This is a genomic window from Micromonospora sp. WMMD1076 (genome assembly GCF_029581475.1).
In the GTDB taxonomy this organism is placed as follows: domain Bacteria; phylum Actinomycetota; class Actinomycetes; order Mycobacteriales; family Micromonosporaceae; genus Micromonospora; species Micromonospora aurantiaca.
Map to the genome: position 1 here is coordinate 1091156 of NZ_CP120862.1, position 24260 is coordinate 1115415.

A 24260-nucleotide genomic window follows, 5' to 3' on the forward strand; every position below is an offset into this window, starting at 1 on the left:
CCGGGAAGTCGGAACGGGTGCGCGAACTACTGACGAAACTCGAACAGGCCACCGGTCTCGACCGGGTGGGTGACCGGCTGCAGCGCGCCGTCCAGGGCACGCTGCGTTCCCAGCGGGTACGCGACGCGCTGCACGGCGTCTGGCTCGGCCATCCCCTGCACCCGGCTCTGGTCCAGGTGCCGGTCGGCGCCTGGATCTCCGCCGCCGTGGTGGACCTGCTGCCCGGTCAGCGCCGCGCCGCCACCGCCCTGGTGGGTCTCGGTACGGTCAGCGCGCTGCCCGCGGCCGTCGCCGGGCTCAACGACTGGGCCACGCTCACCCGCGACCAGCGCCGCGTCGGGCTGGTGCACGCCGCCGCCAACACCGTCGGCCTGGCGCTGTTCGCCGGCTCGCTGGCGGCCCGGCTCAACGGGCGACACGGCCTCGGTCGGGCGCTGTCCTACCTGGGGCTGTCCGCTGCGGGCGGTGGGGCGTACCTGGGTGGGCACCTCGCGTACAAGCAGGGCGCCCAGGCCAGCCAGAGCGTCTCCGAGCTGCACCTGATCAGCGACGGCTGGCACCGGGTCGGTGACCTGAGCAGCCTGCCCCGGCACGAGCTGGTCACCAAGGAGATCGACGACGTCTCGGTCATCCTCTACCGGGACGGCGACGACGTCACCGTCATGCTGGAGCGCTGCCCGCACCAGAGCGGCCCGCTCGGCGAGGGCACGATCGAGCAGGTCGACGGCCACGCCTGCGTGGTCTGCCCCTGGCACGGCAGCGCGTTCCGGCTCGGCGGCGGCGAGGTGGTGCACGGCCCGGCCGCCAACGACCAGGTCGTGCTGCCCACCCGCGTGGTGTCCGGCCGGGTCGAGGCCCGGCTGCCCTGAGTCAGCCCCGCCGGTGCCGCCCGCTGGAGAGCGCCCGGGCCGGCACCGGCCGCTTGCGCAGCCCGAGCAGCGCGCCGATCTGCGCGCCGACGATGCTCGCCACGGCCAGCACCGCCGAGATGGCGAGCGGACGGTTGATGCCCTCCTCGGCGGTGGCGCGGGACGCGCCCGCCGACATGGCCGGCGGCTGACCGACAGGCGCCTCCACTGTGGGCGTCGCGTCGCGCGGCGTGGGCTTGGGCTTCGCCTTCGGGGTGGTCGACGAGGCGCCGCCGTCACCCGGCTTGACCGGCGCCGTCCCGGCCGGCTCGGTGACCACGATCCGTCCGGTGGCGTGCCGCCGGGCACCCGAATCCGTCGCGCCGTCCGGCAGCGTGATGAGCTGACCCGGGCGGATCCGGTCCGGGTCGGCGAGCCGGTTCAGCCGGGCCAGCTCCCTGTATCTGTCGAAGTCGTCCAGGTAGCGATCCGCCACCTCGCCCAGGTAGTCGCCCTTCGCCACCCGGTACACGGCCGGGTCGTCAGCCTTCGACGCGATCGGCGCCGGGGACGCGAACTGACTCGGGGCGGTGACGGCGGAAGCCACGACGGCCGGGGCGGCGACCGCCGGTTGCGGGGCGGTCAGCGCGGCGGCGCTCGCCGTGGCCGGGCTCGCGACCAGGATCAGCGCGACCGAACCGACGAGGGCGGCTGCGGCCTTCTGCTGGCGGTGCATTCCGGGGAGCTTCGGCGCCGGCCTGCGTACCGCCGCCGCGAACAGTTCCACCAGGACGGAGAACGCGAACGTCGCCCAGCCGAACCAGCCCACCACCGCCAGCGCGCGCAGGAACAGTTGACCGTCGTCGCGGCTGGTCAACGCCGTACCGACCTCGGCCAGCGTGGGCAGATGATCCGGCAGCGGGTTGCCGGCGAACGCCAGCAACGCGACCGGCCCGCCGGCCAGCACCCCGACGAGCACGACGAGGGCGCCGAGCCCGGTGAGGACCTGGCCGGCGCGGCGGACGGGGGAGCGTCGGGGTGCACCCATGGCGGCCTTCCTTCCTACGGTGGGCCGGTGAGCGCCCGAGCGGTGGCCTCACCGGTGACGATGGCGGTGTCCTGCATGCCGAACAGACCCAGCAGGTCCCGGCTGTAGGTGATCTGCACGCGTACCCGGATCTGGGTCTCGGCGCCGACCACGGGGAAGTCGACCTCGTGGTCGCGGACGCCGCCCGCGGCGTCGAGGTAGCCGGCGACAGCGGCGCGGGCGGCGACCTGGTCGATCCGCTTCGGGCCGCCCTCGATGGCCCGCGCGCGGTCGATCATCTGGCCGCCGGCGCGGGCCGCCTCGGCGGCCAGGTTGTCCGCGCGCTGGAGCGTGCGCAGTTGCCCGGCGCCGTCGTAGGCGAGTCCGATGATCGCGAGTACGCCCGTCATCGCCACGGCAAGGAACAGGCTCACCCGGCCGTTCTCCGCCTCGCGCCGCCCGGTCATCCGCGACTCCGGTAGGTGTCCAGCGGCGAGGTGAAGCTCGCCGAGACGGTCTTGCCGCCCGGCACGCCGGGCAGGCCGGGCGCGCTCAGGTCGTCGAAGGAGACGGTGCAGGTCACAGTGACAGTCACTGTCGCCGGCACGCCTGCGGCGCTCTGGTACGCGGCGGCGAAGCTCGTCGTCGTCCCGGCCACCGAGCCCGCGAGATCGATCCGGGGTGGGCCGGTGCAGTTCAGCCCCGCCCAGCCGAGCTGGTCCTGGGCCGCCGTTTCGGCGGCCTCCTCGCCGTCGTCGGCGGTGCGGGCGAGCGAGGCGGCCCGGGCGGCGTCGTGGGCGGCCGACTCCACCGCCTCGTCCGCGACGGCGGTCCGCCCGGCCACCCCGGCCAGCACCATCAGCCCGATGAAGGCGGGCGCGAGCACCGCCACCTCGATCGAGACGGAACCCCGGTCCCGCCGCGGCCCGGCGCTCATCCGGTGGTCCAGCGTTCGGCCGGGCCGTGCGCGGTCTGCGTGACCTCGAACGAGACGCCCGGGATGACCGACAGGGAGCGTCCCTGCACCGTGCAGGTGACACCGGTGGCGGTCTCGACGCAGGTCGGGCCGGTCTGTTCCCAGCCGACCAGCCAGTCCCCGGACTGTTGCAGGAAGCTGATCGCCCGCTGCCGTCCGGCGTCCGGCCCGGCGTCGACCGTGCGCTGGGCGTTCACCCCGGTCTGCGCGGCGTTCAGCGCGGTGGACCGGGCCACGAACCAGGCGGCGACCTGGATCGAGCCGAACAGCATCACCAGGATCACCGGCATCACCACGGCCAGCTCGACCGGGTTGGCGCCCCGCTCGCCCTCGGCCAGGCGGGCGCGCAGGGCGGCGGCGAACCGCCCCGGACCGGGCGGGCCGGCGGGCCGGCCGGCAGACGCCGGCCGGCTCCGGACCGTACGGGCGGGGCGGGGCATCACGGGGCCTGCGGCGCCGTGTTGTTCGGGATGGCGTTCATCCAGTTGTTCGCCTTGGCCAGGGCGAGCCCGGTGACCGCCATGGCCACCGCGACCAGGCCGAAGATGATCACCGCGGTCGGCACCGGGCTGTCGCCGCGCTCGGAGTCCCGGCGCAGCTCGGCGAGGCGGGTGCTCACCGCCACGTACAGGTAGGCGTAGAGGTGCATGGTCGTCTCCTTCTCGAAGGTGGGTTCACAGACGGGCGAGGAACGGATAGACGGCGAAGCCGAGCAGGACGAACACCAGCAGCGAGCCGGGGATGTCCAACTTGCTGGTGACCCCCTCGGCCCGCGCCAGGTTGTCGGTGCGGATCTGGTCGCGCAGCGAGTCGGCGCGGGACCGCAACGTCTCGTGCACCTGGGCGCCCTCACTGCCGGAGGAGCGCATGATGGCGCCCACATCACCCAGCTCCGGGATGCCGATGCGCTCGGCCAGTTCCTGCAACTCGTCCCAGGGCGAGTGCATCTGGAGCTGCGCGAGCCGCAGCGCCTCCCGGATCCGGTCGAAGACCCAGCCGTCGCAGACCGCCGCCGCGCGTTCCAGCGACTGCACCGGGCCGTGCGCGGCGGACAGCTGCAACGCCACCAGGTCGAGGTAGGTGCAGACCGCCTGCCGGAACTCGTCCCGGGCGGCGTCCGCCTTGGCCAGGACCGTGCGGTGCGCGAGCAGCCCGGCACCGAGCGCCAGGCCCAGGCTGGCCACCACCGGTACGGCTACCGGCAGCGCCACCCCGCCGACGAAGAGCACTGCCGAGGCGACCGCCGGGGTGGCGAACCCGACGAGCGCGGAGAGCAGCACCGACAGCGCGTACTGCTCCGGGGTGCGGTCGAGCAGGGCGAGTTGCCGGTGCGGCGGGCGCAGCCAGCGGGCGAACCCGCCGAGCCAGTCCGGCCCGGCACCGGCGGCCGGGGCCTGACCCGGCGGTTGGTGCAGCCGGCGCAGCGCCGGGCCGAGCGCCGGGGTGGCCGGCAGCGCCTCGCGGACGACCAGGAACAGCCCGAGCCCGACCGCGCACCCGCCGAGCACCGCGATCGCCGTCTGCCAGTTGAGTGCGCTCACGGTGCCCGCCTTTCGTTCGCGACTGCGGGGCTCGCAAGCTCGCTCCTCGCGCTCACGCGATCGCCTCCTCCAGGTCGGGCGCCGGCAGGAACCGCGCCGGCCGGGGCGGCTGGCTCATCGAGCGCACCCAGACCAGCAGGCCGACGAACGCCGCGCCGAGCACCGCCATCACGAGCTGACCGGTCACCGTCCCGTAGGGACGGATGTAGTCGCTGTTCACCAGCCCGTACGCGAGCGTCGCCAGCGTCATCCCGGTGAGGAAGCGGACCGCGAACCGGGGCTGGGTGCGCTTCGCCTCGACCTCGCGCCGGGTCGCCACCTCGGCCGACGCGGCGGTGGCGATCGACCCGAGCACGTCGCCGAGGCGCTCACCCCGGTCGGTGAGGTGCAGGATCAGCGCGGCCACCACCTGGTCGGCGACCGGGTCGGCGATCTCGTCGGCGAAGGCGAGCAGCGCGGAGCGGGCCAGCCAGCCGGCCTGGAGGCGGGCGGCGAGCGTGCGTACCTCCTCCTGGATCTCCTCCGGCGCGGTGGCGATGGTGCCGATGATCGCCTGCTGGAGCCCCTGGCCGGTCGCCGAGATGTCCTTGAGCCGGCGGGTCCACTCTCCTACGGCCTCGACCCGGGCGATGGCCCGCTGCTCGGCGCGGCCGACCGCGAACAGCCACGGCACGCCCGGTACCGCGAGCGCCACCAGCAGGCCGACCACCGGCAGCCCGGTGAGCAGGAACGCCGCCGCCCCGGCGACCACGGCGGCGCCGAGCAGGAGCTGGTAGCGGCGCTGGTCGGCGCGGCTCGCGCCGGAACCGGTCCAGAGCCGGCTCAGGCCCGGCCCGGCTCCGGGCGCCGGACCCGGCGGGCGGCGGGTGCCGACGAGCGCGACGACTGTCAGCACCAGCCCGGCCACGCACGCCGCGCCGGAGACCAGGGCGATCAGTTCGATCTGCGTCACGCCGCGCCTCCGCTCGGCCGCGCCCCGAGGCGGGTGTGCCGGGGCCGCCGCCACGCGCCCACACCGGCCTCGACGAACCGGGTGAGCAGGCGGGCGTCGTAGCCGACGCGCAGCAGCTGGTCGCGGATGCGCTCGGGCAGGTGGCGGGGGACGGCGCGGCCGTCCGGCCCGGGGCCGAAGACGGTGGTCGTGGTGATCCGGTTGCCCTCGCCGACGCCGATGACCTCCTCGACGTGCGAGACGAACCGGTGCTTGCGGCCGCCGATCGCTGTCTCGTCCTCGACGGTCACGTAGACGATCAGGTCGAGCGCGTTGCCAGCCATCCGGCGGGCCTGGTCGACTGTCATCTCCCGGCCGTGCGACAGCGCCAGCTCGATGATGCGTTCGCTCACCCCCGAGGGGGTACGCGCGTGGATGGTGCACATCGACCCGCGGCTGGTCGACATCGCCTGGAGCATCGGCACGATCTCCCGGGACCGCACCTCACCGACGATGATCCGCAGCACGCCCATGCGCAGCGACACCGGGATCAGGTCGGCGATGCTGACCTCACCCGCCGGCCGCCCGTCCGCGCCGCGCTCGCCGTGGCCCTCCCGGGACTCGAAGCTCATCACCGCCCGGTGCTTGTGCCCGCGCCGGGCCGGCAGCAGTTCCCGGCTCTCCTCCAGCAGCACGTACGGCTCGTCGGCCGGGATCTCGTCCATCAGCGCCCGGATGACAGTTGTCTTCCCGGCGCCGGCGAGCCCGGCGACCATGATGTTCAGCCCGGCCCGCATGGACGCGCGGAGGAAGTCGCGCAGCAGCGGGTCGATCATCTCGTCCAGGTCGGGCCGGCCGCCCGCCACGTCCTCCAGGCTCACCGCGAGCGTGTTGTGCTTGCGGATCACCGCGTACGGGCGGTGGCTGACCAGGAACACGGCGGCGAGCCGGCTGCCGTCCGGTAGTTGCAGGTCGAGCGTGGGTTTCGAGGTGGACAGTGAGCGTTCGGTGGCCCCGGCCCGGCGGGCCGCCGCCTGGAGGATCTCGACCAGTTCGTCGTCGGTCTCGGCGATCGGCTCGGCCCAGTCGACGCCGCCACCGTGCCGGGTGATGCGTACCTGGTCGCAGCCGAGGATGTGCACCTCCTCGATGCTGTCGTCGACGAGCAGCGTCTGGAGCCGGCCCAGCCCGACGAGTTCGGCCGTGACCTGGTCGAGCAGCAGGCGTTCCGAGTCCGCGGCCATCGGCGTGCCGGCCCGGCGTACCGAGTCGGCGTACGCGGACACCACGGCTACCGCCAGCCGGGCACGCTCGACCTCCTCGGCGTCGGCGTCGAACTCGCGTCCGCGCTGCCAGTGGGTGAGCCGTTCGCTCAGCTCCCGGCGCAGCTCGCGGACCACAGCGAAGTCGACCCGGGGGCGTGGCGGTGGCGCCGGTGGCGCGGCGGGCGCCGGGCCCGGTACGTGGTGCCGTCCGTTCGGCGGGGCGAGCGGCGGGACCGTGGAGACGACGCCCGGCTGCTGCGCGCGTGGGTCGTGGGAGACCGGTTCAAACCGCACCGGACACCCCCGGCACGCTCGGCGCGGTCACCGCGCGCGGTGTGGCCGTCCCGGGCCAGGCCAGCCGGGCGCGACGCCGGTCCAGCAGCGCCCGGACCGGCACCTCCAGGGCGCCGGCCGCGCGCATCAGCGGCCGGTTCGCCCGTACGGTGCCGCCGTGGGCGAGCACCTCGGCGGTACGCGGGTCGTGCGGCAGGCGGGCGATCACCGGCAGCCGTAGCGCCTTGCTGATCTCGCTGGTCCCGTGCCCGTCGCCGACCACCAGAAGTCGCAGCGTGCCGGGCGGTACGCGGTGCTCGGTGAGATCCCGCTCGACGGCGCGGGCGGTGGCCCGGGTGGCGGAGAGGTCGGGCAGGTGCGCGCGGGTGACGAGCAGTACCACCGCGGCGGCCCGCAGCAGCGGCCACGGTGGACCGCCGACTGCCAGCCGGCCGCAGTCGACCAGCACGTCGTAGGGCGGTTCGCCCCGCTCCAGCGCCGTGAAGTAGTCGGCGAAGCGCTGCCAGAGCGGGATCACGCTGCCGGCCTGGGCCGGGTCCACCACCCCGGGCAGCAGCAGCCGCTCGCGGCGGGGCGCGTCCAGGTCGACGAGCTGGGACCAGAACGCGTGCTCCAGGCTGCCGTCGCGCAGCTCGCCCACTGCCAGCTCACCGATGCCGCGCGGGCCGTCCAGCGTGCCGCCGAGGTAACCGGCGAGGATCGAGCCGCCCGCCGGGTCGCACTCGGCCAGCACGAGCCGCCGGTGCCAGCTCAGCGCGGCGGCGAGCGCGGCGGTGGTGACGCCCGGCGACCCCTTCGCCGAGACCAGGGCGATGATCGCCATCAGGCCGCCTCGGTGAGCACGAGCGCGATCCGGTCGTCGGCGGCGAGCGCCACGACCGCCGGTACGTCCCGTACGGCGAGCGCCAGGTAGACCACCACGTCGCCGTTCTGCGGCGCGGCGGTGTCGATCACGGTCCCCTCGAACCGGGTGCCGCCGCCGCGGGACGCGTCGGAGCCGCCGCCGGTGGCGTTCGAGGGGGTGCTGACCAGCAGCACCTTGTCGCCGGGGTGCAGCTTGCGGGCCGGCACCTGCTCGGGTTCCAGCCCCAGCGCGATCTGCTGCTGACCGGGGCCGAGCAGCGGGGCCTCGGTGAGCTGCGCCGGGGTGAGCAGCGTGCCCGGGGTGAGCCGGACGGCCGCCCGCAACCCCAGCACCTCGTCCATCCGGTCGGCGGACACCGGCTGGAGTTCCCGCCCGCCGGAGACGCGTACCGGCACCAGGTCGTCGGCGGTCAGTTGGTGTCCCACGTCGACCGGCCGTGCCACGGCCAGGTACGTGCCGGTGGAGCGGACCGAGGTGACCGCGAACGCGGCGCCCAGCCCGCCGAGGGCGATCAGCAGGACCGCCAGGCCGAGCAGGCCGGGTCGGACGCGTCGTTGCCGGACCACCTTCGGCGGCGCGACCGGAGCCTCCACCGGGGTTCCGTTGCGGGCTGCCACGACACTCATCGGGTCACCACCTGAAGCTCGTTGATCTGTACCGGGACGACGCCGCTGGACCGGCTCTGGGCGATCACGCCGCTCTCCCCGCCGCCGGACCACTCGACGGTCCAGAACGTCGTGGCGCTCACCTGGTAGGTGCCGGCCTTCGGATAGCCCTGGTCGAGGCCGCAGTCCGGTGAGGTGGAGCCGGCCCTCGGCCCGTTTGCCCGGTACGGCGTGCCCGGTCCGTCGCAGGTGACGTCGATGTCGTCGGACATGTGCCAGACGATCCGGTCCACCCTCGCGGTGATCTCCACGGTCAGTCCCCGGTCGGAGGCGGACGCGGACAGCGGCCCGAAGTACGCCGTGCCCGGGCTGGCCCACATCCAGACGGGCAGCCCGACCAGGCCGGGGCCCTGGCTGCGCCGGGGCGCCACGGCGGCCCGGGGCGGGAGCAGTGAGATCGAGGCCAGCGCGCGGCGGGCCAGTTCCTCCGGGTCCGGCGGCGCGCCGTAACCGGGCGGCGGGGCGTCCAGGAGTTCCTGTCGCATGCTGCCGAGGTCGCCGCCGTTGCAGGTGAGCTGGTACCACTGCTTGCCGGGAGGGGCCTCGTCCTGCGGCTCGGCGAGTTTGTAGTAGCAGCCGTCGGCGTTGTTGAACCAGCCGAGGGCCTCGTTGTAGCAGGGGATGGCCCGGCCGTTCCACTGGCACTTCGGGGTGCTGCCGCCCCCGCCGCCGTTGTCGCCGCCGCCACCGGGTCCGCCCGGTCCGCCGGGGGTGCCGGGGTCGTCGTCCCAGACGTCGCAGTCGGTCTGTTCGGGCGGGCACGAACCGCCCGGGTCGGCGGCGCGGGCGGGTGCGCCGGTGAGCGTCAGCAGCGCGGCCAGGCCGGCGGCGAGCAGCAGCCGGCGGAGCGTCCCGGCCCGGGCCGGCCGGGCCGGGGCACCCCTTCCTTCCCAGGTCAGCACGGCTGGTCCTGGTGCGCGGCGCCGCCGTTGACGCGCCACCGGCCGTCCGGGTACCGGACCGCCGTGGCGGTGGCCAGGTAGCGCCCGCCGCGCGTGCCGGGCACGGCCTTCCGGTCCTTGGCGTAGACGAGCCGGTAGCCGCTCGCGTCCAGGCAGTCCTGGATCTCGACTGTGGGCGGGCTCGCGGTCAGGTCGACCGACATGACCTCGGGGTCGGAGAGCAGTTTCCCGGTACGCATCGCGCCGTGCTCCTTCGCGTCGAGAATCGCCATTCGCACCCGAGTCAGCAGCGGATCAGCCAGAAAACGGGTCAGAGCGGGATGGGACGGATCGCTGCGAGCACTGGCTGCCCGGGACGCGTCGAGATAGCCGGAATAGGCGGCCAGGGCCTCTTTTCCGGCCGCGTTCTCCTCGGCGCTGGAATGGGCGGCGGGTGCGGCGGCGCGGCCGGTCAGCGGACGGGTGGCCGCCTCCGGCTCGGCGCCGCAGCCGGTCGAGCCGACCACCAGCGCGACGCTGAGCAGGAAGATTTCCCATCGGCGGGATTGCCGTGTGCGCAACGCCGATCCCTCCTCGGTGCCGGCCCGGGGCGATCATGCCGACCCGCTCCGGGCATGCGGAAGCGCGCCCGGAACTGTGACTCCGGGCCCCGTCACCGCCACTTGTATTGACCTGTACTGATCGCTGCGGATTCTGTGTCCTGGTGCCTCCGACGCCAATTGATCGGGGTTGCGTCGTACCCAAGGGGCGAGCATAGGCTCACGTCCGCCGATGCAACAGAGGCAATTCACGTGAACACGGTGAGTGAAGACGGGAGGTGGTGGCCGGTGTGTGTCACCACGATGACGAGCGGGCTTCGGCAGGGCTCCGGGCCGGCTGGTGTGTGCTCACCCGTACGCGCCGCGGTGGTGGCGACGGGCCGCCGGTATGGGTGGGGAGCATGCCGCTCGTCCGATCCGTCCCACCGGTCCGGCGGGGCTCACGCCGTGCTTCGCCCCGGCCGATCGCGCGTCGCGTCGCGTGCCGCTGCGAGCTTCCCCCGTCACATCCGGGCGAAGGAGAAATCACTCTGCGTGCTCCACGGCGGAACGCACGGCGACCGGACGGGGGATCCGGCATGACGGCTGAACGGGTGCGGCGTACCGGACCGGTGGCCGATGCCCGCCGTCCGAGCGCCCGGCTGGCCGCCGTCCTGACGGTCGTACCCCTGCTCCGGCTGGCGGTGGCGCGCTACGCCGTACCGCCGGGTTGTCCGGACCGGACGGCGTGCGACGGCTGCGGCGCCCCGATCGGGCTGGACCGGCCGCTGCCGGCGCTCGGCCCCGCGGCCCGGTGCCCGGCCTGCCGGGCCCGGGTCGGTGCGGCGCCCGCGGTGGTGGAGTTGGCGTTGCTGCTCGCGGTGGCCGTGCCGGTGTTCGCCGGTGGCGCGCCCGCCGCGCGGCTGGCGCTGGCCTGGTGGCTGGTCTGGGCGGTGCCGATGACGATCGTGGACGCGATGGCGCACCGCCTGCCCGACCGGCTCACCTGGCCGGCCGCCGCCGGCGTGTGGGCGCTGCTCGGGGTGGCCGCGCTGACCGGTCCGGGAATCGACCCGCTGGTACGCGCCGTCCTGGCCGCCCTGGCGCTCGGCGGCGGCTTCGCCGCGACCACGCTGCTGTTCGGGCGGCGTGGTTTCGGTCTCGGGGACGCCAAGCTGGCGCTCGGCGCGGGCGCGCTGCTCGGCTGGTACGGCTGGCCGGTGCTGGTGGCCGGGCTGGTGCTCGCGCTCCTCCTCGCCGGGTCGGCCGGGGTGGCGCTGCTCGCCGCCCGGCGGGTCCGCTGGTCCGGGCACCTGCCGTTCGGGCCGTTCCTGGTGCTGGGCACCGCCGCCATGCTGGTGCTCGTCACCGTGTGATCGGCCACCCGCAGGTGCGGGCGGGTTCGCCACGGGTATCGGAGTCCCAGCCACCTCTCAGCCGGGTCTGGTTCGGTGGCGGTCCAGGCTTCGGGACTCGGGAGGGCGCGTGCCGCACGGCGACGACGGTTGGCGGATCCGGCGCACGAGCGCGGACCTGGACCGGCTGGGCGAGACCGAGTCCGTCTTCGCGCTCGCCAACGGCTGGTTGGGCTGGCGCGGGACGCTCGACGAGGGCGAGCCCTGCGGTATGCCCGGCAGCTACCTCAACGGGTTCCACGAGCAGCACGAGCTGACCTACCCGGAGAGCGGGTACGGATTCCCGGAACGCAGCGACACCGTGATCAGCGCGCCGAACGCCGCCCTGATCCGGCTCTGGGTCGACGACGAGCCGCTGGACCTGGGCACCGGCACGATCCGGCGGCACCACCAGGAGCTGGACCTGCGCGCCGGGGTGGTGGCGTCCCTGGCCGGCGCCTGGCTGGTGGTGGCGCAGGGCTTCGGCGGGCTGCGCGACGACCGGGGCGTGCTCGCGTTCGAACCGCGGCTGCCCCGGCCGATCACCCGGCTGGCGTTCCACCTGCGCCGGCACGGGCACCGGCTGCGGGTCACGCTCACCGGACGGCAGGCACGCTACGAGTTGCCGGACGCCGGGCCGGGCGACGCGGTGGAGCTGTGGCACCACGGCGAACAGCTCCGCGTCACCGGCGACGGACCGGTCACCCGGCCGATGCCGCCGGTGCCCGACCCCGGTCCCGAGCCGCAGGCCCCGCCCGGCCGCCGCCCGGCACGGCGCGCTCAGGAGGCGGCGGGCGGCGACGACTGAGCCGGCAGGCCGGACATCCGGGCGACGACATCCTCCAGCGCCTCGAACGCGTACGCCCAGTTGTGGCACTTGAAGCTGCGCAGCCCGGTGATCGGGGTGCGGCAGTCGGCACAGTGGACACCCGGGATCGCATCCGGCACCTCGGTGTTCACGTACTTGCGCTCGCCGAGGATCACCCGCGCGATCATCGTGTGGTCGTGCACGCCGTGCAGCGCGGACGCGACGATGTCGTACCAGGTGACCCGCCGCCCGCACTTCGGGCAGTCCGGCTCGTCGCCGCTGACCCACAGCGGCGCGCCGATGCTGCGCGCCGGTATGTTCAGCAGCTTCTCCAGCCGTCGCACGTCCGCCTCCGGTGTGGTCCACCGGTGCCGCCCGGGCAGCGACGCGGGCGAGTCGTAGACGGCGCGGAACACCACCGGCTCGACCTCCACTGTCTCCCGTCCACCTGTCATCGGTTCCTCCTCGCGCCGGTGTGTCCCACCGTCGTACCAGGTGGAGGGCGGGATCGGCCGGATCGTCGACACGGCGGGTCAGCGGTGTGTCGCCCAGAGCGCTAGACATCGAGGCGTGACGGAGGCTGCGAACCGACCCGATGTCGCCCGGATGTACGACTACTACCTCGGCGGCTGCCACAACTTCGCCGCCGGGCCGCCGAGGAGATCCTGAAGATCTTCCCGGACACCGGCGTCGCCGCGCAGAGCAACCGCGCGCGGTCAGTCCAGGCCGCCGTGCGCGGCCCAGAGCGCGGCGGCGCGGTCGGCCGCCGCCGCCACGAGCGCGGCCAGTTCCGGCCGGTCCGGCACCCGGAACGACACGTACGCGCCGCGTCCACCGGCTGTGGGCCGGCCGTACGCCTTCGCGGCGAGCCGTCCGTCCGGCAGCAGCCGGACGTTGAGCGTGGTCAGCGTGAACTCCTCGCCGCGCCGGGTGTCGGTCCAGCGCAACTCCTCCGGCACCGTCACGTTGATGGCGAGGGCGCTGACGTCGGGGGAGGCGGCGCTGCTCATCCGGTGATCGTCGCACGTCGGCCCCTGTGCCCTCCCGCCGTGCCTTTCCGCCGGTCATCGGCGCAGCGTCGTCTCGCGGGTCATGTGGGACAGCTTCTCCGGGTTGCGCACCGCGTAGAGGCCGCTGATCCGGCCCTCGTCGAGGCGTACCGCGACGACCGTGTCCAGCTCGCCGTCGAGGCGTACCAGCAGCGCCGGGTAGCCGTTCACCTGCGCCGGTTCCATCGACGCCACGGCCGCGATCCGGCGCCAGCCGCCCGCGAGCAGGCGGGCCACCTTGTCGCCACCGGTGACCGGGCGGGCGATCGCCTGCTTGATCCCGCCACCGTCGCCGACGAGCACCGCGTCCGCGGCCAGGACGCGGAGCAGCCCGTCCAGGTCGCCGGTCTCGACCGCCCGCCGGAACGCGTCGAGCGCGTCGCGGGCCTCGGCCGCCGGGACGGCACGCCGGGGGCGGCGCGCCGCGACGTGGGCCCGCGCCCGGTGCGCGATCTGCCGCACGGCGACCGGACTCCGCTCGACCGTCTCGGCGATCTCGTCGTAGCCGACGTCGAACACCTCCCGCAGCACGAACACGGCCCGCTCGGTCGGCGTGAGCGTCTCCAGCACCAGCAGCATCGCCATCGACACGCTCTCCGCCAGCGTCACGTCGTCGGCGACGTCGGGCGCGGTGAGCAGCGGCTCGGGCAGCCACGAGCCGACGTAAGACTCCTTGCGCCGCCCCAGCGTGCGCAGCTGGGACAACGCCTGCCGGGTGGCGATCCGGACCAGGTAGGCACGCCGGTCCCGGACCGCCTCCAGGTCGACGCCGGCCCAGCGCAGCCAGGTCTCCTGCACCACGTCCTCCGCGTCGGCCGCCGAGCCGAGCATCTCGTACGCGACGGTGAAGAGCAGGTTCCGGTGCGCGAGGAAGTCCTCGGTGGCCGGGTCCGCCATGACTGGCTCCTTCGCTCTCGGCTGCTTCCCCACCAGACGCCGGCCGCCGTCGCCGTGTGACAGCCGGTCGCTGTGGTGGTCCTCACCCGGCGCCGCCGTCACGCCGGGGCGGTCCCCGGCATCTCGTGTTCGTCAGACGCCCACCCCAGCAGAGAGGGCGCAACCATGCAGACCCGATTCAACCTGTTCGAGAACCCGGTCTCGGCGACGTTCATGAAGCGCTTCGCCGGCGCGGGCCTGGTGATCCACCAGTCGTCGCTGCCCCGCACCGTCCAGGAGCTGGTGTCGCTGCGGGCCAGCCAGATCAACGGCTGCGGCTGGTGCATCGACATGCACACCAAGGAGGCGGTGGCCGGCGGCGAGAGCGCGGTCCGGCTGAACCTGGTCGCCGCCTGGCGCGAGTCGACCGTGTTCACCGAGGCCGAGTGCGCGGCGCTGGCGTTCGCCGAGGAGGGCACCCGGCTCGCCGACGCCCATCAGGGCGTGTCCGACGAGACGTGGGAGCAGGTACGCAAGCACTACGACGACGACCAGATCGCCGCGCTGGTCTGCCTGCTCGGGCTGATCAACGCGGCGAACCGGTTCGCGGTGCTCGTGCACCAGCGCGGCGGCTCGTACGAGCCTGGGATGTTCGCGGCGGCCATGGGCTGAGCACCGCGGTCACGGCAGGTTCCGGAAGAAGGACCGGACGTCGTCGGCGAACAGTTCCGGCACCTCCAGCGCGGCGAAGTGACCACCCCGGTCGAATTCGCTCCACTGCCGGATCGTGTACGTCAGCTCGGCGATCGGCCGGACGGCCCGGGTGATGTCGTGCGCGAACACGGCGACCCCGAGCGGGGGCGGGCAGGGCGCGGGCGGGCCACCGAACGCGCTCTCCCGCACCAGCCGCGCGGACGAGGCGGCAGTGCCGGTGAACCAGTAGACCGAGACGTCGGTGAGGACGCGGTCCACGCTGACGGCCGATCCCGGGTCGGTCCACTCGGTGAACTTCTCCGCGATCCATGCGAGCTGCCCGACGGGTGAGTCGTTGAGCGCGTACGACACGGTCTGCGGCCGGCTGGCGTAGAGCACCTGGTGCGGGTGCCGCTGCGTCTTGAGCCGCATGATCCGGGCCAGCCGGTCCCGGTCCTCGCCGGACAGTCCGGCCTCCCCGGTCCAGCCGGGCGGCGGGGGCGTGGGCAGGTAGTTGAGGTGTACGCCGACGACGTGCTCCGGGTCGATGCCGCCGAGCCGGGTGGAGATGACCGAACCCCAGTCACCGCCCTGTGCGCCGTACCGCCGGTAGCCGAGCCGGCGCATCAGCTCGGCCCAGGCACGGGCGACGCGGTCGACGTCCCAGCCGCGTTCCCGGGTCGGGCCGGAGAAACCGAACCCGGGGACCGACGGTACGACCAGGTGGAACTGTTCGGACAGCGGGCCGATCACGTCGAGGAACTCCACGACCGAGCCGGGCCAGCCGTGCGTGAGGATCAGCGGCAGCGCGTCCGGGTCGGCGGAGCGTACGTGCAGGAAGTGGATGTTCTGCCCGTCGATGGTGGTGGTGAACTGCGGATACCGGTTCAGCTCGGCCTCGGCCTCCCGCCAGTCGTACGCGGTGCGCCAGTGCTCGGCCAGCTCGCGTACCCGGGCCAGCGGGATGCCGTAGTCCCACCCGGCGTCCGGCAGTTCGTCGGGCCAGCGGGTGCGTGCGAGGCGGTCGGCCAGGTCGTCGAGGTCGGCCTGGGGGACGTGGACGCGGAACGGCTCGATCACTGTCGTTCTCCGATCGTTGGTGACACTAACGTTGGTGTGACCAACGATATCGCAGATCGTTGGGGACGCCAACGTCTCCGGTTAGGCTGGGTTCGTGGACGACCCCGAGCCGGACCTCGTACCGACCCGCCTGGCCGGCCTGCCGAGCTGGCTCATCACCCGGACCGCCGTACGCGCCGGTCGGCTGGTGAGCGACGGGCTCGCCGAGGTCGACGCCCGGGGCTACCACTTCCGGCTGCTCGCCACGCTCGACGAGTTCGGGCCCGCCAGCCAGGCGGCCCTCGGCCGGCGCAGCGGGATCCACGTCAGTGACGTGGTGGCCGCACTCAACGAACTCGCCGAGCGGGACTTCGTCACCCGTAGCCCGGACCCGGCCGACCGGCGGCGCAACGTCGTCACCATCACCACGGCCGGGCGGCGGCAGTTGCGGCGGCTGGAGAAGCGACTCGCCGAGGTGCAGGACGACCTGCTCGCGCCGCTGTCCGCCGAGGAGCGGGCGGAGCTGGCCCGGCTCCTGGCGCGGGTGCTGGCTCACCACACCCGTCCGCCCGTCTGATCGCCCCGCCTTCGCGCCCGGTCGCTCCATCCGCTACCGGTATCACTTTCGATAGTGATACCGTTCCGGCATGGCGATGTCGATGGAGCGATGGGCGGAGGTGGCGCTGCACCCGGTGCGGATCCGCATCCTGCGCGCCGCCGCGGGCACCCGGGTGACCACGCACGACCTGGCCGAGCTGCTGCCCGACATCCCGCACGCCACGCTCTACCGGCACCTGGCGACGCTCGTGAAGACCGGGATGCTCGACGTGGTGCAGGAGCGCAAGGTGCGCGGCGCCGTCGAGCGGGTGTACGCGCTGCCCGCGCACGGCGCGGCGCTGGACCCGGCGGCCCTGGCCACGGCCACGCCGGAGGACCACGCGCGCTACTTCACCGCGTTCGTGTCGAGCCTGCTGTCCGAGTTCTCCCGCTACCTCGCGCGGGAGCGGATCGACTTCGTCGCCGACGGGGTCGGATACCAGCAGCTCGTACTGCACCTGACCGACGCCGAGCTGCACGAGTTCGCGGCCGGGCTCAACGCGCTCGTCGGCCCGTTGCTGGGCCGGGAACCCGGCAACGGGCGGACACCGCGACTGCTGGCGACCATCCTGATGCCCGCCGAGCAGCCGGCGGCCACCGACGACGACAAGCACACGCCGGATCCGGCTCGCGGCTCCGGCTCGACGAAGGGCGACGGCTGATGGCCTCGGTAACGTTTGACGGCGACGTGATCGACATCCGGTTCACCGGATGGGAACGAATGTGGGTCGGCCGGGAGCGGTTCGCGCTGCGCCTGGCCGCCGTGCGGCACGCCGCCCCGGTAGACGAGCCGATCCGGCTGGCCCGCGGCGCCCGGCGCGGCTATGCGGTGTCCGGCTTCGCCAAGGTCGGCGTCTGGGGCATCTTCGGCGGTCCCCGGCAGCTCGTGGCGGCCCGGCGCGGTCAGCCCGGTCTGCACCTGGTGCTGGACCGCGCGGCGGGCGGCGGGGAGTTCGACGAGGTCGTCGTCTCCGACCCGGCCGCATCGCGCCTGGCCGACGCGATCGGGCGTGCGACGGGGAGCCGGCCATGACCGGCGACCGACTGGCGATCGAGGCGTCGGGCCTGACCAAGCGCTACGGCGACGTCACCGCCGTCCGCGACCTGACCTTCACCGTACGGCCCGGCGCGGTCACCGGCTTTCTCGGCCCGAACGGTGCCGGCAAGACCACCACGATGCGCATGCTGACCGGACTGGTGACGCCGACCAGCGGCGCCGCCACGATCGGCGGGCAGCCCTACGGCCGGCTGGCCCAGCCGTCGCGGACCGTCGGCGCGGTGTTCGACGGCAACGCGTTCCACCCCGGCCACACCGCCCGTGACCACCTGGGCGTCTACGCCGCGATGGCCGGCTGCCCGGACAGTCGCGTCGCGGAACTACTGGATCTGCTCGGCCTCGCGCAGGCCGCCGACCGTCGTATCCGGGGGTTCTCCACCGGCATGCGCCAACGGCTCAGCCTCGCCACCGCGCTGCTCGGCGACCCCCGCGTCCTGCTGCTCGACGAACCGTCGAACGGCCTGGACCCGGAAGGCATGTCGTGGCTCCGCGGACTGCTGCGCCGGCTCGCCGACGAGGGCCGCACCGTGCTGGTCTCCAGCCACGTCCTGCACGAGGTCCAGCAGGTGGTGGACGACGTGGTGGTGATCCGGCGCGGCGAACTCGTCGCCGCCGGGCCGTGGTCCCGGCTCACCGGCCCGCCGACTGTGCTCGTCACCTCGCCGGACGCGACAACGCTGGCCGCCGCACTGGCCGCCGCCGGGTCCGTCGAGGCCGCCGGGCCCGGCCGGCTGCGGGTACGTGGACTGGACGCGCCGCGCGTCGCCGACCTCGCCGCGGACCACCGTCTGCGGATCCACGAGCTGGTCACCGAGACCACAAGCCTCGAACAGCTCTTCCTCGACCTGACCACCGACCCGGCGGAGGCCCGATGAACCTGCTCAGAGCCGAACTACGCCGGGTGCTGGCGACCCGGATGTGGGGCGGGCTGCTGCTCGCCGCCGTCGCGCTCGGCGGCGGTCTGGTCGGGCTCATGGCGCTCGTCGGACCGGAGAACTTCGACCCGCCGATGCCCGGCCTGCACACCGAGGAGGGCCTGCGATCCATCCTCGGCATCCTCGGTTTCACCGCCTTCGTGCCGGCCGCCGCCGGGGCCCTCGCGGCCACGTCCGAGCACCGGCACGGCACCGCCGCCGTCACGTTCATGTTCGCGCCGCGCCGAGGGCGGGTGCTCGCCGCCAAACTCGCCACCCACGCGATCGTTGGCCTCGGCTACGGGATCGTCCTGGCCGGCTCCGCTGCGGCGGCCCTGTTCACAGTCGCCGCCGCCCGTGGCGTGTCGCTGGGCCTGCCCGCTCCCACAGTGCTGGCGCTGCTCGCCCGCATCGGCGTCGCGATGGCGGTGTACCTGCTCGTCGGCACCGGCGTGGGCGCGCTGCTCCGCAACCAGGTCGCGGCCGTGTGCGTCGTGGTCGGCTACCTGTACCTGGCCGAGCCCGTACTGATGATGATCCCCGGCGTCAACGCGCTCTACCCGCTCCTGCCCGGCGGTGCCACCGCCGCACTCACCGACTTCACGTACGTCGCCGACGCGATGTCCGCGCAGCTCGGCAGCGACGCCGTCGCACTCCTGCCACCGGCGGCCGGTGCGCTGCTGCTGACCGGGTACGCCCTCGCCGCCGCCGCGCTCGCCGTCGTCGTCCCGATGCGCCACGACATCACCTGAGCGTCGTCGCGCGGTCGCCGTCCGGCGTATCAGGGCTGGCGTCCACCGAAGACGATTCGTACTCTGGTCCTCCGACGTCCGGGGTCGACGGTGAGGGAGGGCCGACGCTGCATGGACCCGGTCCTCGCCGATCTTCCGACCGACCGTGTCCTCGCCCTGCCCGGCGCGGACGCCGGCGCGGTGGCCATGGCGATCGCCCGCGACCACGCGGAGCTGGCCGCCGTCGTGCATCGCCCGGCCTCGGCGTACGCCATGCCGGCGGACTTCGCACGCGCCGCGCTGGACCGGCTCGAACAGGTAGCCGTCGAGCTGCTGCCGGCCTGGCTCCCCGAGACTGCGCACGGCGTCCGCCCGGATACCTCCGGCCTTGCGGCCGTGCGGGCCGCGGCCACCGCGGTTGCCCGCCGGGACCGCTACCCCGGCTTCTTCCTGACCGATCTGGCCGTCTTCGCGGTGACCGGGCGACGCCCCGCTACCAGGGCGCTCCCGCTGCGCGCCGCAGCGGCCGCGCTGGCGCGTCTCGTCGCCGCCGCGTTCGGCAGGCGGAAGGTGGTGCTGCTCGTCGAGCCGGCCTCCGGCGACGCCGGGGTGGTCGCGGCCGGGTCCGCGTGGCTCGTGCAGTCCGGCGGCCCTGCGGTCTGGCTGGCCGGAGCGGGCGCGACCGGGCTGGAGGGGCTGCCGTCCTTCCGCGTGGCACCACCGGCCGTGCCCGCCGGTAACGGGCCGGTGGCAGGCAGACCGCATCCGGGCAGCGACGCGGAGAAGATGCTGGAGACGGCGCTCGCGGCCCAGAGCTGGGCGGCCGGACGGAGATGGAACCAGAACTACCAGTCGCACCGCCTGTCCGCGCCGGTGCGACTGGATCTAGTGTGGCCGGACGAGCGGTGCGTGGTGGAGATCGACGGCCCGGAGCACTGCCGCCCGGTCCGCTTCGAGGCCGACCGGCAACGCGACGTCCAGCTGCAACTGGACGGCTATGCCGTCCTGCGCTTCACGAACGCCCGAGTAATCCACGACGTCGGCACCGTGGTCCAGCAGATCGGCACCTATCTGCGGGCACGTCGCCGAGACCTGGCGGAAGGACGGCATCATGGCCGGCGATGACCTGACCGCATCCGAGAGCGCGATCCTCGTCGTGCTCATGGCCGAGGCGCGGGAGGTGCTGAACACCGAACTACGCGACCGTTACGGCCTTGACGTACGCAAACCGCAGCGGGACAAGCTCACCCGCCTGCACTACGTGGCCAGCCGCAAGAGCGGTTCGACGTACGCCCTGCAACTGGACGACAAGGGCTGGGTCCGGATGCAGAGCGACCTCGACTTCACACTGCGGGGAGCGAGCGCGCTGGGTGCCGCGCTCACCGCGTTGCAGGCGCACCTGCGCGACCGGGTCCTGGCGCGCAGTGGCTGCGCGACGCTCGCCGAACTGTTCGCGCTCACCGACGTGCGCGCTCCGGCCGCTGAGCCGGCCGGGCCGCTGGAGGCGCGTGTGGTCGCCGCTTACCGGGCACTCGCCGACGAACCCGGTGCCTGGGTGAGCCTGCGGCGGCTGCGGCCGTTCTTCGCCGACGTGCCGCGCGACGATCTGGACGAGGCCCTGCGCCGGCTCAGCCGGTCCGAGGGGGTCACCATCGCGCCGGAATCGAACCAGAAGACGCTCACCGAGGCGGACGTCGCGGCCGCGTTGCGCCTCGGCGGGCAGGAGAACCACCTGCTGGCGATCGGCGTGTGATGAACGAGGCGGAACGGAACGCGCTGGCCACCCTGCGGTTCGACTGGGCACCGGTGCCCGACGACGTGTGGCGGCCGCTGCCCTTCCACGTCGAGGGTCTGCACGTCCCGGTCGTCCGGGACGTGCTCGCCGGGTTGGGCGAGGCCGCGTCGAACCCGCACGGCAGCCCGCTCGGCCTGGTCGTCCAGGGCCAGCGCGGCTCCGGCAAGACCCACCTGCTGGGCGTGATCCGCCAGCAGGTGCAGGAACGGAACGGCTACTTCTTCCTGGTCGGACTGCTCGACGCCGGTGGCTTCTGGGACGGCGTGCTCGCCGCGATGCTCGACGGCCTGTCCCGGCCGGTGCCCGGCAGCCGCGAGACGCAACTCAAACTGCTACTGCGGCGTCTGTCCGCGCTGGTGGGGGCGCCCCGGACGGCGCGCCGGGCCGTCATGGGCGACACCGAGCTGACCCGGGCCGCGCTGGACGCCTTCCTGAAAGGGCTCGGGGACTTCGACAGGCACGCGGCCCGCACCTGCCAGGAGACGGCACGCGCGCTCGCGCTGAGCGCCTCCGAGGACATCGCCCACCGCGACATCGCGGAGAACTACTTCCTCTCCGGCGAGGAGGTGATCCCCGGGGAGCGCGCGGCCTGGGGGATGCGCCGCGTCCCGCGCCCCGCCCAGCAGATCGTGCAGGACCTGTCCTGGCTGCTCGCCCTCACCGGCCCGTCGGTGGTGGCGATCGACCAGATCGACACGCTCATCGCCCAACTGGCGATCCAGAGCGATCCCACCCTGGCCGGCGCCGCCGCGATGAATCCCGAGCAGGCGTTGATGCTGGCTCGGATGGCGGACGGCCTGATGGCGTTGCGGCAGGCGACACGGCGCACGCTCACCGTCCTCGCCTGCATCCCGAACTCGTGGACCATCATCAAGTCCACCGCCGCCGACACTGTGGCCGACCGGTTCCGCGAGACGCCGCCGCTGCGCCGCATCGACGACGCCGACCTGGCCAGGGCGATCGTCGAGAAGCGGTTCACCCTCCGCTACCAGGAGGCGGGGTTCGTCCCGCCGTACCCGTCTTGGCCGGTGTCCCCGCGCGCCTTCGCCGAGGCCGGGGCATTCACCCCGCGTCAACTACTCATCGAGATCGACAGGCACATCCGCGAGTGCCTCGCCGACGACGAGGTCCGGGAGATGGCGAGCCTGGGCGAGCCGCCCACCGCGGAACCCCGCGCGCCCCGGCCCGCCGCGGTGACCGCCACCGGCGAGGAGATGGACCGCTACGACGCCCGGTTCGCCGAGCTGAGGGAGGCCGCCGACGTCACCGACCCGCTCCGGCGCGCGACCGAGGACCGGGCGATGCCGCCGCTGCTCGCTGCCGGGCTCACCGCCTGGATCCTGGAGCGGGGCGACGCGGGCGAGGCGTTCAGCGTCGACCCGCCCCCGAGCACCGACCCGCCGCTGCACGCCCGGCTGCGGCTCACGCTCGACGAGCGCACCGAGGACCAGGTCCACTGGTGTTTCCGGGCGATCGGCGACGACCACCACGGCAACGCCGCGCTGGCCCGGCTCCGCAAGGCGTCCGTGGCCGCCGCCCTCGGCACCGGCTCGGGCAGGCGAAAGCTGTTCCTGCTGCGCAACCGCGCCTGGTCGACGAGCGGTGCCACCCGCAAGGCAGTCGACGCGTTCACCGAGGCGGGCGGTCAGACGCTCGGCATCGACGACGAGGACGTGCGCGTCCTCTCCGCACTGCGGGTCATGCTCGCCGAGGCCACGATGGACCTGCAGGGCTGGCTGGCCGAGCGCCGGCCGACGCGGGAGCTGAAGTTCCTCCAGCACGCGCTGGCCGACGTGGACCGCTGGACCACCGGCGGCGAACCGTCGCCGGAACCCGCCGAGCCGACGCCGGTCGCCGTCGCTGCCACCGGCCCGGCCGATCCTTCCTTCGTCATCGGGCACGGTTACGACGACGGCGAGCCCGTGCCGCTGGCGCTGGAGGCGCTGCGCAAGCACACCACGATCTTCGCCGGTTCCGGCTCCGGCAAGACCGTCCTCATCCGCCGCATCGTCGAGGAGTGCGCGCTTGCGGGCGTCTCCGCCATCGTGCTCGATCCGAACAACGACCTTGCCCGGCTCGGCGAGGGATGGCCCGAGCCGCCCGCGCAGTGGCGCCCGGGCGACGCGGAGCGGGCCCGTGACTACCTGGCGCACACCGACGTCGTCGTCTGGACGCCGCGCCGCAACTCGGGCCGGCCGCTGAGCTTCCAGCCGCTGCCCGACTTCACCGACGTGCGTGACGACCCGGACGAGTTCGGCGAGGCCGTCGAGGCGGCCGTCGCTTCCCTCGCACCGCGCGCCATGGTCACCGGCCGGGCCACCCGGGCCCATCTGGGCCTGGCCGTGCTGCGCAAGGCCGTCGAACACTACGGCCGGCGCGGCGGCTCCCGCCTGCAGGGCCTCGTCGACACGCTCGCCGACCTGCCGGACGGGATCATCGACCTGGACGACGCCGACAAGATCGGCCTCAGCCTGGCGCAGACCCTGACCGCCGCCATGGTGAACGATCCGCTGTTCGGGGGCGAGGGCACGCCGATGGACCCGGGCGTGCTGCTCACCCCCGCACCCGGCAAGCGGGCTCGCGTCTCGGTCGTCAGCCTGGTGGGCCTGCCATCCGACGACGTACGGCAGAGCTTCGTCAACCAGCTCCAGATGGCGCTGTTCGCCTGGATCAAGAAGAACCCGGCCGGGGACCGCCCACTGCTCGGGCTGCTCATCATGGACGAGGCGCAGACGTTCGCCCCGTCCGGCGCGATGACCGCGTGCACCCAGAGCACGCTGGCGCTCGCCGCACAGGCCCGCAAGTACGGACTCGGGCTGATCTTCGCCACCCAGGCGCCGAAGGGCCTGCACAACCGCATCCCGGGCAACGCGGCGACCCAGCTGTACGGCCTGATGAACAGCCCGATCCAGATCGAGGCGGCCCGCGAGATGGCCCGGGCCAAAGGCGGGGACGTGCCGGACATCTCCCGCCTGACCGTCGGCGAGTTCTACCTCGCCGCCGAGGGCGCGGCGCCCCGCAAGGTCCGGACTCCGCTGTCGTTGACCCACCACCCGCGCAGCCCGCTCACCGTCGAGCAGGTGCTGGAACGGGCTCGCGACGGTCAGGGGCGCAGCACGTGACGTCCGCGTACCAGCCCTCGGCCATCGCCCGGTGGGCGTCCCCCGCCGATCCAGCGGCAGGACCGCGTGCACCACGGGGCCTGCTCCCGCCACGCGGCGGCGACGGCGTCCCAGCCGGGTCGGCGGCGGTGGTGGAGCCGGCGCCGAGCCCGCACACGAAGTCCTCGTCCTCGGTCCGCGCCAGGCCGGTCGCCACCCCGGTCCGCCGCGAGCGCGAGGACATGGTCGCCGACCGCGCTGTGTCTCTCCGATCGTGATCCGAGTCCACGCAGGATGCGGGCTCTGCTGGACTGAATTGTGTGAGACGGCCTGGCGCGAGGGGGAGCGGGGACG

Annotated in this window: 29 protein-coding genes; 13 read left to right on the forward strand and 16 right to left on the reverse strand. The window is 73.9% G+C overall.

The window, feature by feature from the left end:
• Positions 1–17 precede the first annotated feature (17 nt).
• Entirely contained in the window at positions 18–869 is an 852-nt protein-coding gene (locus O7622_RS05395) for a Rieske (2Fe-2S) protein (protein WP_282312127.1), read from the forward strand.
• Position 870: 1 nt separating this feature from the next.
• Here the strand turns inward: O7622_RS05395 and O7622_RS05400 are convergent, their stop codons facing one another.
• The 12 genes from O7622_RS05400 to O7622_RS05455 are packed head-to-tail and all read right to left on the reverse strand — an operon-like array spanning position 871 to position 9769.
• Positions 871–1896, reverse strand: a complete 1026-nt coding sequence (locus O7622_RS05400; protein WP_282312128.1) for a LysM peptidoglycan-binding domain-containing protein — start codon at positions 1894–1896, stop codon at positions 871–873.
• Positions 1897–1910: 14 nt separating this feature from the next.
• Entirely contained in the window at positions 1911–2342 is a 432-nt protein-coding gene (locus O7622_RS05405) for a pilus assembly protein TadG-related protein (RefSeq protein WP_282312129.1), read from the reverse strand.
• On the reverse strand, positions 2339–2812 hold the full coding sequence (locus O7622_RS05410) for a TadE/TadG family type IV pilus assembly protein (protein WP_282312130.1): 474 nt from the start codon (positions 2810–2812) through the stop codon (positions 2339–2341). Before O7622_RS05410 ends, O7622_RS05405 begins: the two co-directional genes overlap by 4 nt.
• Entirely contained in the window at positions 2809–3291 is a 483-nt protein-coding gene (locus O7622_RS05415; protein WP_282312131.1) for a TadE/TadG family type IV pilus assembly protein, read from the reverse strand. The genes O7622_RS05410 and O7622_RS05415 overlap by 4 nt, the downstream gene beginning before the upstream one ends.
• On the reverse strand, positions 3291–3500 hold the full coding sequence (locus O7622_RS05420; protein WP_013283462.1) for a hypothetical protein: 210 nt from the start codon (positions 3498–3500) through the stop codon (positions 3291–3293). Before O7622_RS05420 ends, O7622_RS05415 begins: the two co-directional genes overlap by 1 nt.
• A gap of 25 nt (positions 3501–3525) precedes the next feature.
• Positions 3526–4392, reverse strand: coding sequence for a type II secretion system F family protein (locus O7622_RS05425; protein ID WP_282312132.1), 867 nt, complete (start codon positions 4390–4392; stop codon positions 3526–3528).
• Positions 4393–4444: 52 nt separating this feature from the next.
• Positions 4445–5344, reverse strand: a complete 900-nt coding sequence (locus O7622_RS05430; RefSeq protein ID WP_116511059.1) for a type II secretion system F family protein — start codon at positions 5342–5344, stop codon at positions 4445–4447.
• Positions 5341–6882 carry a CpaF/VirB11 family protein gene (locus tag O7622_RS05435; RefSeq protein WP_282312133.1) on the reverse strand — a complete coding sequence of 514 codons (1542 nt, stop codon included), beginning with the start codon at positions 6880–6882 and terminating at the stop codon, positions 5341–5343. Before O7622_RS05435 ends, O7622_RS05430 begins: the two co-directional genes overlap by 4 nt.
• Complete coding sequence (locus O7622_RS05440) at positions 6872–7705, reverse strand: ParA family protein (protein ID WP_282312134.1); 834 nt, start codon at positions 7703–7705, stop codon at positions 6872–6874. The genes O7622_RS05435 and O7622_RS05440 overlap by 11 nt, the downstream gene beginning before the upstream one ends.
• Complete coding sequence (locus O7622_RS05445) at positions 7705–8373, reverse strand: SAF domain-containing protein (protein WP_282312135.1); 669 nt, start codon at positions 8371–8373, stop codon at positions 7705–7707. Before O7622_RS05445 ends, O7622_RS05440 begins: the two co-directional genes overlap by 1 nt.
• A complete protein-coding gene (locus O7622_RS05450) occupies positions 8370–9314 on the reverse strand; it encodes a hypothetical protein (protein WP_282312136.1) in 945 nt (314 codons plus the stop codon). The genes O7622_RS05445 and O7622_RS05450 overlap by 4 nt, the downstream gene beginning before the upstream one ends.
• Positions 9308–9769 (reverse strand): hypothetical protein, encoded by a 462-nt coding sequence (locus O7622_RS05455; RefSeq protein ID WP_282314048.1) that lies wholly within the window; start codon positions 9767–9769, stop codon positions 9308–9310. Before O7622_RS05455 ends, O7622_RS05450 begins: the two co-directional genes overlap by 7 nt.
• Before the next feature lie 662 nt (positions 9770–10431).
• On the opposite strand from O7622_RS05455, the gene O7622_RS05460 reads away from it, so the two are divergent.
• Positions 10432–11208, forward strand: a complete 777-nt coding sequence (locus O7622_RS05460) for an A24 family peptidase (protein ID WP_282312137.1) — start codon at positions 10432–10434, stop codon at positions 11206–11208.
• Between the two features lie 109 nt (positions 11209–11317).
• Entirely contained in the window at positions 11318–12034 is a 717-nt protein-coding gene (locus O7622_RS05465; RefSeq protein ID WP_282312138.1) for a glycosyl hydrolase family 65 protein, read from the forward strand.
• Here the strand turns inward: O7622_RS05465 and O7622_RS05470 are convergent.
• Positions 12007–12489: a hypothetical protein gene (locus O7622_RS05470; protein ID WP_282312139.1), complete on the reverse strand. Its 483-nt coding sequence runs from the start codon at positions 12487–12489 to the stop codon at positions 12007–12009. The genes O7622_RS05465 and O7622_RS05470 overlap by 28 nt on opposite strands.
• Before the next feature lie 115 nt (positions 12490–12604).
• Between O7622_RS05470 and O7622_RS05475 the strand changes: the two genes are divergently transcribed.
• Positions 12605–12703, forward strand: coding sequence for an SAM-dependent methyltransferase (locus O7622_RS05475; RefSeq protein WP_282312140.1), 99 nt, complete (start codon positions 12605–12607; stop codon positions 12701–12703).
• Between the two features lie 47 nt (positions 12704–12750).
• On the opposite strand, the gene O7622_RS05480 is transcribed toward O7622_RS05475, so the two are convergent.
• Both O7622_RS05480 and O7622_RS05485 read right to left on the reverse strand, forming a co-directional pair.
• Positions 12751–13044, reverse strand: a complete 294-nt coding sequence (locus O7622_RS05480) for a hypothetical protein (protein ID WP_043327499.1) — start codon at positions 13042–13044, stop codon at positions 12751–12753.
• Positions 13045–13098: 54 nt separating this feature from the next.
• On the reverse strand, positions 13099–13980 hold the full coding sequence (locus O7622_RS05485) for an RNA polymerase sigma-70 factor (RefSeq protein WP_282312141.1): 882 nt from the start codon (positions 13978–13980) through the stop codon (positions 13099–13101).
• A 165-nt stretch (positions 13981–14145) separates the two neighbouring features.
• Between O7622_RS05485 and O7622_RS05490 the strand changes: the two genes are divergently transcribed.
• Entirely contained in the window at positions 14146–14631 is a 486-nt protein-coding gene (locus tag O7622_RS05490) for a carboxymuconolactone decarboxylase family protein (RefSeq protein ID WP_282312142.1), read from the forward strand.
• A 9-nt stretch (positions 14632–14640) separates the two neighbouring features.
• On the opposite strand, the gene O7622_RS05495 is transcribed toward O7622_RS05490, so the two are convergent.
• Positions 14641–15732: an epoxide hydrolase family protein gene (locus O7622_RS05495; protein ID WP_282312143.1), complete on the reverse strand. Its 1092-nt coding sequence runs from the start codon at positions 15730–15732 to the stop codon at positions 14641–14643.
• A gap of 94 nt (positions 15733–15826) precedes the next feature.
• Between O7622_RS05495 and O7622_RS05500 the strand changes: the two genes are divergently transcribed.
• The 8 genes from O7622_RS05500 (at position 15827) to O7622_RS05535 (ending at position 23927) form a co-directional block, all read left to right on the forward strand.
• The gene (locus tag O7622_RS05500) at positions 15827–16288 is read left to right on the forward strand and encodes a MarR family transcriptional regulator (protein WP_282312144.1); all 462 of its coding nucleotides are present in this window, start codon (positions 15827–15829) and stop codon (positions 16286–16288) included.
• 70 nt (positions 16289–16358) lie between these two features.
• Positions 16359–16970, forward strand: coding sequence for a helix-turn-helix domain-containing protein (locus tag O7622_RS05505; protein ID WP_282312145.1), 612 nt, complete (start codon positions 16359–16361; stop codon positions 16968–16970).
• Positions 16970–17341, forward strand: a complete 372-nt coding sequence (locus tag O7622_RS05510; RefSeq protein WP_282312146.1) for a hypothetical protein — start codon at positions 16970–16972, stop codon at positions 17339–17341. Before O7622_RS05505 ends, O7622_RS05510 begins: the two co-directional genes overlap by 1 nt.
• Positions 17338–18240: an ATP-binding cassette domain-containing protein gene (locus O7622_RS05515; RefSeq protein WP_282312147.1), complete on the forward strand. Its 903-nt coding sequence runs from the start codon at positions 17338–17340 to the stop codon at positions 18238–18240. Before O7622_RS05510 ends, O7622_RS05515 begins: the two co-directional genes overlap by 4 nt.
• Complete coding sequence (locus O7622_RS05520; protein ID WP_282312148.1) at positions 18237–19031, forward strand: ABC transporter permease; 795 nt, start codon at positions 18237–18239, stop codon at positions 19029–19031. Before O7622_RS05515 ends, O7622_RS05520 begins: the two co-directional genes overlap by 4 nt.
• Before the next feature lie 111 nt (positions 19032–19142).
• Positions 19143–20135 carry a DUF559 domain-containing protein gene (locus tag O7622_RS05525; RefSeq protein WP_282312149.1) on the forward strand — a complete coding sequence of 331 codons (993 nt, stop codon included), beginning with the start codon at positions 19143–19145 and terminating at the stop codon, positions 20133–20135.
• A complete protein-coding gene (locus tag O7622_RS05530) occupies positions 20122–20763 on the forward strand; it encodes a hypothetical protein (protein WP_282312150.1) in 642 nt (213 codons plus the stop codon). Before O7622_RS05525 ends, O7622_RS05530 begins: the two co-directional genes overlap by 14 nt.
• Positions 20763–23927: a DUF87 domain-containing protein gene (locus tag O7622_RS05535; RefSeq protein ID WP_282312151.1), complete on the forward strand. Its 3165-nt coding sequence runs from the start codon at positions 20763–20765 to the stop codon at positions 23925–23927. The genes O7622_RS05530 and O7622_RS05535 overlap by 1 nt, the downstream gene beginning before the upstream one ends.
• Positions 23928–24260 lie beyond the last annotated feature (333 nt).